The sequence below is a fragment of the uncultured Aquincola sp. genome, assembly GCF_964001545.1.
Lineage (GTDB): Bacteria > Pseudomonadota > Gammaproteobacteria > Burkholderiales > Burkholderiaceae_C > Aquincola.
On the sequence record NZ_CAXFDV010000514.1, the window covers coordinates 1 to 12,056 of the forward strand.

At 67.9% G+C, this 12,056-nt stretch carries 12 protein-coding genes; all 12 read right to left on the minus strand.

What is annotated here, in order from left to right; genetic code table 11:
- Positions 1-17 precede the first annotated feature (17 nt).
- Positions 18-620 carry a MarR family transcriptional regulator gene (locus tag ABNT58_RS17395; RefSeq protein WP_348754703.1) on the minus strand — a complete coding sequence of 201 codons (603 nt, stop codon included), beginning with the start codon at positions 618-620 and terminating at the stop codon, positions 18-20.
- A gap of 51 nt (positions 621-671) precedes the next feature.
- Complete coding sequence (gene rng / locus ABNT58_RS17400; RefSeq protein ID WP_348754704.1) at positions 672-2,147, minus strand: ribonuclease G; 1,476 nt, start codon at positions 2,145-2,147, stop codon at positions 672-674.
- Between the two features lie 121 nt (positions 2,148-2,268).
- Positions 2,269-2,850: a PEP-CTERM sorting domain-containing protein gene (locus ABNT58_RS17405; protein WP_348754705.1), complete on the minus strand. Its 582-nt coding sequence runs from the start codon at positions 2,848-2,850 to the stop codon at positions 2,269-2,271.
- Positions 2,851-2,886: 36 nt separating this feature from the next.
- Positions 2,887-4,647 (minus strand): tannase/feruloyl esterase family alpha/beta hydrolase, encoded by a 1,761-nt coding sequence (locus ABNT58_RS17410; protein WP_348754706.1) that lies wholly within the window; start codon positions 4,645-4,647, stop codon positions 2,887-2,889.
- 666 nt (positions 4,648-5,313) lie between these two features.
- The gene (locus tag ABNT58_RS17415; protein ID WP_348754707.1) at positions 5,314-6,996 is read right to left on the minus strand and encodes a hypothetical protein; all 1,683 of its coding nucleotides are present in this window, start codon (positions 6,994-6,996) and stop codon (positions 5,314-5,316) included.
- A gap of 39 nt (positions 6,997-7,035) precedes the next feature.
- Positions 7,036-7,638 (minus strand): Maf family protein, encoded by a 603-nt coding sequence (locus tag ABNT58_RS17420; protein ID WP_348754714.1) that lies wholly within the window; start codon positions 7,636-7,638, stop codon positions 7,036-7,038.
- A gap of 18 nt (positions 7,639-7,656) precedes the next feature.
- Positions 7,657-8,127 (minus strand): 23S rRNA (pseudouridine(1915)-N(3))-methyltransferase RlmH, encoded by a 471-nt coding sequence (gene rlmH / locus ABNT58_RS17425; protein ID WP_348754708.1) that lies wholly within the window; start codon positions 8,125-8,127, stop codon positions 7,657-7,659.
- Between the two features lie 8 nt (positions 8,128-8,135).
- Positions 8,136-8,921 (minus strand): ribosome silencing factor, encoded by a 786-nt coding sequence (rsfS, locus tag ABNT58_RS17430; RefSeq protein WP_348754709.1) that lies wholly within the window; start codon positions 8,919-8,921, stop codon positions 8,136-8,138.
- 4 nt (positions 8,922-8,925) lie between these two features.
- Complete coding sequence (gene nadD / locus ABNT58_RS17435) at positions 8,926-9,516, minus strand: nicotinate (nicotinamide) nucleotide adenylyltransferase (RefSeq protein ID WP_348754710.1); 591 nt, start codon at positions 9,514-9,516, stop codon at positions 8,926-8,928.
- A gap of 10 nt (positions 9,517-9,526) precedes the next feature.
- Complete coding sequence (hemF, locus tag ABNT58_RS17440; RefSeq protein ID WP_348754711.1) at positions 9,527-10,468, minus strand: oxygen-dependent coproporphyrinogen oxidase; 942 nt, start codon at positions 10,466-10,468, stop codon at positions 9,527-9,529.
- Complete coding sequence (gene purD / locus ABNT58_RS17445) at positions 10,465-11,751, minus strand: phosphoribosylamine--glycine ligase (RefSeq protein WP_348754712.1); 1,287 nt, start codon at positions 11,749-11,751, stop codon at positions 10,465-10,467. Before purD ends, hemF begins: the two co-directional genes overlap by 4 nt.
- Positions 11,748-12,056, minus strand: a 309-nt coding sequence (locus ABNT58_RS17450) for a YebC/PmpR family DNA-binding transcriptional regulator (RefSeq protein ID WP_348754713.1), incomplete at its 5' end; no start/stop codon positions are given. The genes purD and ABNT58_RS17450, both read right to left, overlap by 4 nt.

Here is a 12,056-nt window from a genome sequence, read left to right on the forward strand (position 1 = left end):
CGTCCGGCTGGATCGCGTCAAGGCTGATGCCCAGCAAGTTCTTCAAGGTCATGGGCATTCCCGATCAGGAAGATCTTGGGGCGCGACAGCACGTCCCGCAGAAACGGCTCCGACCGAGCCTTCGCTGCAAACTCGTCGAGCGCAAAGACCTTCGGATTGATCTCGCGACCCAGCGTGGCCTGTGCCGGATACAGCGCTTGCACCACCTCACGGAATCCGGCGTCGCCGACCAGGAGCACATCGATGTCGCTGCCAGCCGCTTCTTCTGCGCGGGCGACCGAGCCGAAGACAAAGGCCAACTTCACACGTCCTGCCAGAGAGGCCAGAGCCCCCGACAGCACGTCGCCCAGGCCCGAGGTCTTGCGCAGGATGCTGGCCAACTCGTTGTAGATCGGGCCGCTCGTGTTGGCACTGTAGACCTGCTGGTTGCCGCGCCTCTCGCGCCGCAGCAGGCCCGCCTCGGCCAGTTTGGTGAGTTCGCGCGTGATCGTGCCCGCAGGCAGCCCCGTGCGGCGGGCCACCTCGCGGCCATGCAGCGCTTCTTCGGGCCTCAGCAACAACAGCCCGAGTACGCGGCGACGGTACTCAGGGAACAGCAGGGAGGCGATTGACTGATGCATGGAAGGCGTCAATTGTCGCCTTATCAGCATCACCTTGCCAAGCCCAACGGCCTACAACAACACGATGTCGTACTGCTCCGGATTCGACGTCGGCTCGGCCGACAGCGAGATGGGCTTGCCGATGAAGTCCGACAGGCCGGCCAGGTGCTGGCTTTCTTCGTCCAGCAGCATCTCCACCACCGCCGCGCTGGCGACCACGCGGAACTCCTTGGGGTCGAACTGGCGGGCTTCGCGCAGGATCTCGCGCAGGATGTCGTAGCAGATGCTGCGCGGCGTTTTCACCTGGCCGCGGCCGGAGCAGGTGGGGCAAGGCTCGCACAGCATGTGGGCCAGGCTTTCGCGGGTGCGCTTGCGCGTCATCTCCACCAGCCCCAGCTGGGTGAAGCCGCTCACCGTGGTCTTGGTGCGGTCGCGCGCCAGTTGCTTGCGGAACTCGGCCAGCACCGCGGCCTGATGCTCCTCGCGCGCCATGTCGATGAAGTCGACGATGACGATGCCGCCCAGGTTGCGCAGCCGCAGCTGGCGCGCGATGGCCCCGGCCGCCTCCAGGTTGGTCTTGAAGATGGTGTCGTCGAAGTTGCGCGCACCCACATAGCCGCCGGTGTTCACGTCCACCGTGGTCAGCGCCTCGGTCTGGTCGATGATCAGGTAGCCGCCGCTCTTCAAGTCCACGCGGCGGGCCAGTGCGCGGGCGATCTCGTCGTCGATGTTAAAGAGGTCGAAGATCGGCCGCTCACCGCGGTACAGCTCGAGCCGCTGCACCGCCGTGGGCGTGAAGGTGGCGCCGAAGGCGGCCAGGTGCTCGTACTGCAGGCGCGAGTCGATGCGCACCGAATGCGTGGTGTCGGTGATCAGGTCGCGCAGCACCCGCTCGGCCAGCGTCAGGTCCTGGTGCAGCAGCGTGCCGGGCGGGCGGGCATGGCTGCGTTCGCGGATCGAGGCCCAGGTCTTGCGCAGGTAGGCGATGTCGTCGGCCAGCTCTTCGTCGGTGGCGTCTTCGGCGTTGGTGCGCAGGATGAAGCCGCCGCCACCGCCCTCTTCCGGCTTGCCCACCAGGGCCGCCATGCGCTGGCGCAGCTGCTCGCGCAGCTCATGGCTGCCGATCTTCTGCGAGATGCCGATGTGGTTGTCCTGCGGCAGGTACACCAGCAGCCGCCCGGCGATGCTCACCTGCGTGGACAGCCGCGCGCCCTTGGTGCCGATGGAGTCCTTGATCACCTGCACCGTCAGCGTCTGGCCCTCGAACACCTGGCGCTCGATGGGCACCGGCGCCTGCAGGCCGCCATGCTCGCTGCGCGGGCCGTTGGTGTGCAGGTCGGCCACGTGCAAGAAGGCGGCGCGTTCCAGGCCGATGTCGATGAACGCGCTTTGCATGCCGGGCAGCACCCGCACCACCCTGCCCAGGTAGATGTTGCCCACCAGCCCGCGCTCCAGCGCGCGTTCGAGGTGCAACTCCTGCACCGCGCCGTTCTCGACGATGGCGACGCGGGTTTCCTGGGGGGTCCAGTTGATGAGGATGTCTTGCATGACGGTTCTGTTCTTGTGCGGAGCGGCGCCCCGGGTCGGCCCGGCAGCGCTTGTCTCGTGAGGTGGAGCCCGTCTGCGGATAGGGGCCGGCCCATCATACCGGCGCCCTCTGCCTGCCGCTTCAGCGGCGGCCGTGCGGCCTTCGGCGCCAGGCGGCCAGGCCCAGCAGGCCCAGGCCCATCAGCGCCGCCGTGGCCGGCTCGGGCACCGCCGTGACCGACACGGCGTCCAGCGTGTAGTAGCCCGGATCGTTGTTGACGCTGAACACCAGCGCGGTGCTGCTGGCGGCCGCCGTGGCGGTGAAGCTGAGCGCGTGCATGCCCGCCGCCGGGCTGCTGGCGCTGTACAGCGTCTGCCCGCCAAAGCTCACGGCGAAGCTGGCCAGCGCGCTGCCGTCGGACGTGAAGACGAAGCGCACGGCATAGGCCTGGCCGGCGGTGGTGGCCAGCGTCTGGCTCAGCGTGTCGGTGCTGCCGAAGGTGCCGAGGAAGGCCTGGCAGGCACCCTCGGCCGCGGTGCCGCTGATGCACTCGGCGCCGCTGTAGGGGCTGCTGAGCACGGTGCCCGACCAACCGGCCAGCGAGCGGTCTTCAAAGCTGCCGTTGCTCACCAGGTTGGTGGCGGCGGTGGCAGGCAGGGCCAAGGCCAGGGCGGTGGCGGCGGCAAGCACCGCCAGCGGCCGGGTTGCGAATCGGAGTTGCATGTGTCTACCTTTGGTTCGTGTTGCAGCGGCGGCCACTCAGGGCGCGCAGACGATCTGGGTGCCGCTGGCAGTGCAGCTGGCCTGCTTGAAGAACGGCGAGTACTGGAAGTTGCCCAGGCTGCTGGTGCTCACATCCGAGGGGCTGGCCGGCGTGTAGGGCGCGAAGTTGGCCGCGTCGCTGGTGCTGCCGCTGCCGATGTAGCGGGCCACGGTGGGGTACGGATACACCGGGCGCGAAACGCCGGTGGACGTGTTGTTGGCCAACAGGCCGGCTGGCGCCTGGCCGGTTTCCACCCACGACATCAGCGGCGTCAGCACGTCGAAGGTGTTGGGACCCAGACCGCTGCCGCAATGGCCCATGCCAGGGAACAGGTAGAAGCGGGCGAAGCGCTCGGGCGTCTTCGTCAGCTTGCTCATCGTGTCCCAGTACTGGAGGGTGCCCTGGGGCGAGATGTGCTGGTCGGCCCAGCCATGCCACAGGATGAGCTTGCCGCCCGCATTGGCGAAGGGCCGCAGGTCAGGGTTGGTGGCGGCATACAGCGGCGCCGACTTCAGCGTGTCCACAAAGCCCTGCGGCGTCCACACCAGGTCGTTCAGCGTGCGTGCGGTGCGGGCGCCGGCGTCCTTGTAGGGCTGGTTCAGAAAGGCCTTGTACAGCCAGCTGGTCACGAAGTTCTCCGCCATGGCGGTGCTGCCCTGCGCCGCCGGCACGAACAGCGTCCAGTCCAGCTCCGAGCCCCATTCGGTGGAGATGGCCGGCTCCAGCCGCTGGCCGTCGGTGGTCCTGGCGCCATCGTGGATGCGGGCCACCACGTCGGCCTGGGCCTGGGTCAGGCAGCCGGTCTCGTTGCCGTTGTTGGCGCACACCAGGGTGTTGGTGTCGAACTTGCACTGGCGCGGGTCGTCCAGGATGCCGTCGGCCACGCCGTCCAGCGCGTCGCAGGCGGCCACCACCTTGCTGTGCACGTAAGGCAGGTGGCTTTGCAGCAGCACATAGGTATTGCGCGCCGGCAGCGGCAGGGTGCCCGGCGTGGGCTGGTTGGTGAGCACGCGGTGGCCATGGTGGTAGGTGTTCTGCACCACCATGTTGTTGGCCGGCGCGCCCGCGGCAATGCCATGGAAATCGTTCGGGTAGCGCTGGGCGGCCATCAAGGCCTCACGCCCGCCGTCGGAGCAGCCGCCGAAGTACGAGTAGGCCGGACCCCGGCCGTAGAACAGGCCGATGACCGCCTTGGCCACCTGCGCCGTCACATGCACGCCGCGGTAGGCGAAGTCGACGCCGGCCCACGGGTTGTCGACGATCCAGGTCGCGCCCTGGGCATTGGTGTGGCCCATGTTGGTGGTGGCCGTGACCAGCTCGCCATTGATCACCGGCAGGCAGCCGGTGGACTGGGTGGGGTTGCCCAGGTTGTCGTTGCCGCATTCGCCGCCGCAGCCGTTTTGCACGTAGCGCTGCGTCCAGCCCGTCATCGGCAGGCGCATCACGATGGAGGCGGCGCCCGGGCCGATGACGCCGCGCACCGAGCAATAGGCCGACGGATTGGTGGCCGATGCAGGCACCAGCGACACGGCGGTGAAGCTCACCTGGCCGTTGTCGTCGGCCACGCCGCTCAGGTTGAAGGCCTGGAAGGTGGACAGCGAGCAGTCCAGCACCGCCGGCACGGCGGGCAGCGCCGCCAGCGTGCCGGTGGCGGGCGTGGCCGCCACAGCCTGGGCCAGCGGCATCAGCGCCGTGCTCAAGGCCAACAGCCCGGCCAGGCCGGCGGCAGCGGATCGAAGATGGGGGTTCGGGGTCATGGGTCTCCTCTTTTCCTGTGTCCATCGGGACGCAGAAATGCTAGGGACGACCCCCCGCCTGCAAAAGATCGCAGGAAGCGGTGCGCGATAACGCGCTGTTATCGGTGTTGTCCCCAGCTAGTACGCCTGACGGTGCGCCAGTCAGGCGTCTAGCCTGCTGCTGGCTGCGCGGGCCGTCCACGACAACATGCGGCCTGCGGCGCCACGAAGAGCCTGATCAGCAAGTTAGCCACGCGCGCGCAGTTGGAATCCTGAGGGGCTCGCATCGCAAGGTTTGAGTACGGCGCACAAGGCGCCGCCGCCCGCCTGATCGTCATAAGCCTCTGCATGGCGGGGCCAGCGACCTTGCGAGCGGCTCCACTGCGGCAGAAGTGAAGCCAAAGGCTGGATTGAGGAGGCGCAGTTGGACAGCTGCGGTCGCCGCACGAGGTGCCACCGCTACGCGGCCAAGTATCTGCGGCTGCTGCTCGGGGTGCTGCCCGGCACGCCGAGGATCGATCTGCAGGGACTAGTCTTGGTAGACGCCGAACTGCATCGGACCTGCACGCCAATGACCCATACGCTGCTTATAGGGGAACACCCGGCCTAAGCCTGTGTACGGTGCTCGAAGTGGTCGCCGCACACCTAGTCACCGTCCCGCACGCACGGCGCTCACCAGGAAATGGCCTACGCCCAGTTCCGCAGACTGACCGATAACCCCGGAAAGCGGTACTCAAAGACAAAGTCCTTGCGGCGATCGAAGCTCTCTTGCATCTCAGCGACCAGTCGGGGGATGTCGGCGAGGGGATCCGCTTCTGCGCCGGACTCAAGCCCATGCAGGATCTCGGACCAGCCCAACCATGCAGCGCGCGGATCCTGATTACGCTCGCCGCTAAACCGCGCGGTGTACCTCGCAATGACGAACAGGGCCGGGGGTGCAGACGATGTCGCGCCCTGGAGACCAAGCTCGTCGGCCACGGCGCGCGAGTCACGTCCACCGATCCATGTGGAAACGCGATCGACCCACTCGTTCGCTTGAAGCAGGTTCCTGCGCCGACTCTCGCGCTCGGCCAAAGAGTGCCCGAAGACGTCGTGCCACTTGAGCTGAACGAGTGCGAGTCTGCCTTTGTATCGATCCAGGATGACGGCATCTATGTCCGTCAACACCGATCCGTCCGGCCTTCGCAACCTGTAACCATGTGCGGGCACCTGGAATCGTGGCTCCGCGAATGCTTCGGCAAGATCCCTTCGAAACACATCTTCTCGACGATCGACGCCACGATCCCAATCCCGCCGGTATGTGCTGCGGAGATGACGGAACAGGGCGAAGTACGGGTTGCTCAAGGCACCGAAGCAGGGGAGCAGGACGAAGTCCCGACCGAGATCGATGTAGTAGGGGCAGGGAAAGTCGTGCGCACGCTCCCACTCGTCGAGCCCGTCAATGTCGAGGGTTAAGGCCCCCATCGTCGCTGCGACCCGCTCGGCAGCGAGGCCGGCCTGCATCCAGACGGCAGCGACATCGTCACGTCGCGCAAAGATCGTCGACACATCGCCCAGCGCGATCGTTGGGCACTTCTGGCGAAGTAGATGTGCGAAGTCGATGTGGCATAGGACACGACCGAGGGCATGGTCGCACGCCGTCCGCCACTCCCCGAACGAGCGATCCCCGATGTGCACGTCCGGCGAGAGAGCTTCTCCCTCCAGAAAGTCTGCGCCATAGTCGCTGGCAACGCGACGATACTCAGACACGATCCTCATGTCGTTGTCGTAGCGGATAAACCAACCATCCGCCGAGTCGACATAGGAAAGCATCCTGCGATGCACACGACGCCAGCGGCGCTCAGGCGCCTCGCCTCCAGGTAGCGGCTCACTGCGTCGCACCCTACGCGACCGCGTTGCGAATTGCAGTGCCAGCTCTGGCGCGCTGCGCTCCAACTCGATGACCAGGCCCGTCGACGTCCATGACGTGCGTGCGAGGCCGTATCTCTCAAGCGACGCCATACGGCGCAGATGCGCCAACTTCCCGCAGCAGTCAAGGTAGGCGTACGCAAACTTCGTCACCTCCGATGCGGATGGTCCCCAAGGCACGCCGCCGGGTTGGTCCTTCACTGCGGCAAGGAAGGGTCGGAGGGCTGGCGCCGCTCCAAACAGCGAAGACATCCTGCTGTTCTCGCGGTTCGCGCTCAGCGGCCTCCCTGCGTTTCGATCATGCATATTGACGATCGCCACGCTGTCCAGCGCGCGCACGAGCGCGATCACTGCTTCCTTCTCACGACCTCGCCACATCGCCGAAGCGCGACGCTGGAAGCCCTCCAACTCCTGGGAAATCGCTTGCTCGGCCTGGAGCATGGGGCCTTCGGTGTTGCCCATCGCCCGCCTCGCTCGTCCCGCTGCTGCTTCCGTCCCCGCCTAGAACAGCACCCGCGCCCGCCGCAGCAGCGTGGCGGTTTCGTGCAGCGGCAGGCCCATGATGCCGGAGTAGCTGCCTTCGATGTGGGCGATGAACACCGCCGCCGGGCCCTGGATGCCGTAGGCGCCGGCCTTGCCGAAGGGCTCGCCGGTGTCGATGTAGCGCTGGATGTCCTGCGCCGACAGCTCGGCAAAGCGCACCTTGGAAACGCTCATCTCCAGCAGGGTGCTGCGCCCACTGCTCACCGCCACCGCCGTCAGCACGCGGTGGCTGCGGCCCGACAAGGCAGCCAGCATCTCGGCCGCCTGCTGCGCATCAGCCGGCTTGCCCAGGATGCGGCGGCCGATGGCCACCGTGGTGTCGCTGGTCAGGATGGGCGCCTCGGCCAGGCCGCGCTTGGCCAGGCGCTTGCGCGCCGCGTCCAGCTTCAACCGCGTGACGCGGCGCACATAGTCGGCCGGCAGCTCGCCGCTGCGCTCTTCTTCCAGCCGCTCGGCGTTTTCCATGCGGTCGGGCAGCAGCAGCTCATGCTTGACGCCGATCTGCGCCAGCAGCTGGCGCCGCCGCGGGCTTTGTGAAGCCAGGTAGATGAAGCCGTGCATCGAGGCGGGGGGCATGGGCTACTCGCGGTGGTAAGGGTGGCCGGCGGTGACCGACCAGGCGCGGTACAGCGCCTCGGCCAGCACCACCCGCACGAAGGCATGCGGCAGCGTCAGGTCCGACAACCGCAGCGTCTCGTCGCCGGTGGCCTTGAGCGTGGGGTCCAGGCCGTCGGGCCCGCCGATCAGGAAGGCCACGTCCCGCCCATCACCCAGCCAGAAGCGCAGGCGCTCGGCCAGTTGCACGGTGGTGAGCCGGGCGCCGCGCTCGTCCAGCACCACGCGGCGGGCGCCCTTGGGCACCGCGGCTTCCAGGCGCTGGGCCTCGGCGGCCATCATGGCCGCGGCGGGTTTGCCGGCGGTGCGCGGCTCGGCCTTGAGCGCCTTCAGCTCCAGCTTCAGCTCGGGCGGAAAGCGCTTGGCGAAATCGGCATAAGCCTCCTCGGCCCAGGCCGGCTGGCGCTGGCCGATGGCGGCGATGACCAGCCGCACCGCAGCCGTCAGCCGCGCGGGCTGGCCGTCTTCTTGGCGGCGGCCTTCTTGGCCGGTGCCTTGGCGACCACCTTCTTGGCGGGCGCCTTGGCCGCGACCTTCTTGGCCGGGGCCTTGGCAGCCGCCTTGTTGGCTGGTGCCTTCTTGGCGGCCACCTTCTTGGCGGCCGGCGCGTTGACCACCACCTTCTGCACGCGCTCAGGCGCGGCGGGTGCGGCAGCCTTCTTGGCCGGTGCCTTCCTGGCAGCGGCCTTCCTGGCGGCCGGGCGGCTGGCGGGGTCGGCTTCCTGCCTGGCGAAAGCGGACTTGGCAGCGGCCTTCTTGGCGGGCACCTTCTTGGCGGCAGCCTTCTTGGCCGGAGCCTTCTTGGCAGCCGCCTTGGAGGCGGGGGCCTCGTCGGCCTCGTCCTCGTCGTCGGGCTCGCTGGCCTGCGGCAGGCCCTTGCGCTTGCTCTCGACCTTCACGCGCACGGCCTTGCCACCCCAGATTTCTTCCAGGTGGTAGTACTCGCGGATGCCGGGCTGCATGATGTGGGCCACGGCGGCGCCGCAGTCCACGATGATCCATTCGCCGTTGTCTTCGCCTTCGGTGCGCAGCACCTGCATGCCGCTGGCCTTGACGGCATCGCGCACGCTGGCAGCCAGCGCCTTGGTCTGGCGGTTGCTCGTGCCCGAGGCGACGATCACACGTTCGAACAGCGGCGACAGGTGCTCCGTGTTGAAGACCACGATGTTCTGGGCCTTCACGTCTTCCAGGCCATCGACGATGGCGCGCTGCAGTTTGCGGATGTCCATTCAGTTATTTTCGGTACAGAGCGTTTTGGGCAATATAGCTGGCGACCTGGGGTGGCACCAGCATATCGATCGGCAATCCCTGTGCCAATCGGGATCGGATATCGGTGGCGGCCAGCTCACTGGGCGGCATGGGCACCACTTCCAGCGCATGCGGCACCGCCTGCAGCGCGGGCGGCGCCACCGGCGGCACGCCGGCACGGTTGGCCACCGCCAGCGTCACGCGCTGCAGCAGCTCCTGCCAGCCATGCCAGGTGGCGAACTTCTCGTACTGGTCCTGGCCGATGACCAGGAACCATTGGTGCGTGCCCGGCTCGGCCGCCTGCAGCCAGCGCACGGTGTCGATGGTGTAGCTGGGGCCGCTGCGGTGCAGCTCGATCTCGTCGATGCGCCACTGCGGCTGGCCGGCCAGCGCCAGCTTGAGCATGGCCACGCGGTGCGCCGCATCGGCCGGCCGGCTGGTCTTGTGCCAGGGGTGCCCGGTCGGCACCCAGCGCAGTTCGTCCAGCTGCAGATGCTGCGTGGCGGCCATGGCCAGGGCCAGGTGCGTGTTGTGCACCGGGTCGAAGCTGCCGCCGAAGATGCCGATGCGGCTCAAGCGTCGGGTCTCAAGCAGCGGGGCCGGCCGGCGGCGGCACTTCCGCCAGCCAGTCGCGCGGGCGCAGGAAATCGGTGTACAGCCGCCCCTCGGGTGTGCCGGCTTCGGGCTGCCAGTCGTAGCGCCAGGTGGCGTGCGGCGGCATCGACATCAGGATGCTTTCGGTGCGACCACCCGACTGCAGGCCGAAGTGCGTGCCGCGGTCCCACACCAGGTTGAACTCGACGTAGCGGCCCCGGCGGTACAGCTGGAACTCGCGCTCACGCTCGCCGAAGGCCAGGCCGCGGCGGCGCTGCACGATGGGCAGGTAGGCCTTCAAGAAGGCGTCGCCCACCGCACGCGTCATCGCAAAACCGGGCTCGAAGCCGCCTTCGGCGAAGTCGTCGTAGAACACGCCGCCAATGCCGCGCGGCTCGTTGCGGTGCTTGAGGAAGAAGTACTCGTCGCACCAGGCCTTGAAGCGCGGGTACAGCCCTTCGCCGAATGGCGCCAGCGCCTGCGCGCACATGCGGTGAAAGTGCGCCGCGTCTTCCTCGAAGCCGTAGTAGGGCGTCAGGTCCATGCCGCCGCCGAACCAGGTGACGGGCGGCTTGCCTTCGGGCAGCGCGGCCAGCATGCGCACGTTCATGTGCACGGTGGGCACATAGGGGTTGCGCGGGTGCATGACCAGCGACACGCCCATGGCCTCGAACGGCGCGCCGGCCAGCTCGGGCCGGTGCTGGGTGGCCGAAGGCGGCAGCTGCGGGCCGCGCACATGGCTGAAGTTGCAGCCGCCACGCTCCAGCAGATGGCCTTCTTCCACCAGCCGCGTACGGCCGTCGCCCTGCAGCTTTTCTTCAGGCCCACGCACCCAGGCGTCGGTGAAGAAGGGCTTGCCGTCTTCGGCCTGCAGCGCATCGACGATGCTGTCCTGCAGGCCCAGCAGGTAGGACCGTACCGCCTCGAAGCTCATCGCGGCTTGATCGCCCGGTGGCCGATGTCGTTGCGGTACTGCGCGCCGGCGAACTGGATCGGCCGCAGGTATTCGTAGGCGCGCTGCTGCGCGGTCTTGGCCGATTCACCCAGCACGGTGACGCACAGCACCCGGCCGCCAGAGACGGCGATGCTGCCATCGGCCTGCTGCGTGGTGCCGGCATGGAAGACGATGGCGTCGTCCGTCGCGGCCGGCAGGCCGGTGATGACGTCGCCCTTGCGCGGGTTGGCCGGGTAGCCTTCGGCCGCCATCACCACGCCCAGCGCGAAGCGGCGGTCCCAGTCCAGCGACACCTTGTCCAGCGTGCCGTCGGTGGCATGCATCAGCACGTCCACCAGGTCGCTCTTCAGGCGCATCAGGATGACTTCGGCCTCGGGGTCGCCCAGTCGGGCGTTGAACTCCACCGTGCGCGGGTTGCCCTGTGCATCGATCATCAGGCCCACGTACAGGAAGCCGGTGAACGGCATCCGGTCCTTGGTCATGCCGGCGATGGTGGGGTGCACGATCTCGTGCATCACCTTGGCATGCACGTTGGGCGTGACCACCGGCGCGGGCGAGTAGGCGCCCATGCCGCCGGTGTTGGGGCCGGTGTCGCCGTCGCCGATGCGCTTGTGGTCCTGGCTGGTGGCCAGCGGCAGCACGTTCTTGCCGTCGCACAGCACGATGAAGCTGGCTTCTTCACCCTGCATGAACTCTTCGATCACCACGCGGGCGCCATCGGCGTTGTGCTGCACGCCCAGCTTGTTGTCGAGCAGCATGAAGTCGATGGCCTCATGCGCTTCTTGCAGCGTCATGGCCACCACCACGCCCTTGCCGGCCGCCAGGCCGTCGGCCTTGATGACGATGGGCGCGCCCTGCGCATCGACATAGGCGTGGGCCTGGGCGGCGTCGCTGAAGGTCTCGTACGCGGCGGTGGGAATCTGGTGCCGCTTCATGAAGGCCTTGGCGAAGGCCTTGGAGCTTTCCAGCTGCGCGGCGGCCTGCGTGGGGCCGAAGATGCGCAGCCCGCGGGCGCGGAAGGTGTCCACCACGCCGGCAGCCAGCGGCGCCTCGGGGCCGACGACGGTGAGCGCGATCTTCTCGGCCACCACGAAGTCGGCCAGCGCGGCCGGGTCGGTGGTGGCGAGGTTGTGCAGCTGCGGCGCCAGCGCGGTGCCGCCGTTGCCGGGCGCGACGTAGACCTTGCTGGCCCGGGGCGACTGCGCCAGCTTCCAGGCCAGCGCATGCTCGCGGCCGCCGCCGCCGATGACAAGAATCTTCATGGGGCTTGGTCGTCGATGACCGCGTTGTGGAACACGTCCTGCACGTCGTCCAGGTCTTCGATGACGTCGAGCAGCTTCTGCATGCGCTGGGCGTCTTCGCCGCTCAGCTCGATGGTGTTCTCGGCGCGCATCGTCACTTCGGCGATCTCGGCCTTCAGGCCGGCCGCTTCCAGTGCGTTTTTGACCGCTTCGAACTCGGTCGGGGGCGTCAGCACCTCGATCGAGCCGTCGTCGCCGGTGACCACGTCGTCGGCGCCGGACTCCAGCGCCACTTCCATCACCTTGTCTTCGTCGGTGCCGGGCGC

Bases quoted from the DNA above. Each gene is read 5' to 3' on its own strand.
- ABNT58_RS17395 (WP_348754703.1), bottom strand. From the start codon at position 620: ATGCATCAGTCAATCGCCTCCCTGCTGTTCCCTGAGTACCGTCGCCGC.
- rng (WP_348754704.1), bottom strand. From the start codon at position 2,147: ATGCAAGACATCCTCATCAACTGGACCCCCCAGGAAACCCGCGTCGCC.
- ABNT58_RS17405 (WP_348754705.1), bottom strand. From the start codon at position 2,850: ATGCAACTCCGATTCGCAACCCGGCCGCTGGCGGTGCTTGCCGCCGCC.
- ABNT58_RS17410 (WP_348754706.1), bottom strand. From the start codon at position 4,647: ATGACCCCGAACCCCCATCTTCGATCCGCTGCCGCCGGCCTGGCCGGG.
- ABNT58_RS17415 (WP_348754707.1), bottom strand. From the start codon at position 6,996: ATGGGCAACACCGAAGGCCCCATGCTCCAGGCCGAGCAAGCGATTTCC.
- ABNT58_RS17420 (WP_348754714.1), bottom strand. From the start codon at position 7,638: ATGCACGGCTTCATCTACCTGGCTTCACAAAGCCCGCGGCGGCGCCAG.
- rsfS (WP_348754709.1), bottom strand. From the start codon at position 8,921: ATGGACATCCGCAAACTGCAGCGCGCCATCGTCGATGGCCTGGAAGAC.
- hemF (WP_348754711.1), bottom strand. From the start codon at position 10,468: ATGAGCTTCGAGGCGGTACGGTCCTACCTGCTGGGCCTGCAGGACAGC.
- purD (WP_348754712.1), bottom strand. From the start codon at position 11,751: ATGAAGATTCTTGTCATCGGCGGCGGCGGCCGCGAGCATGCGCTGGCC.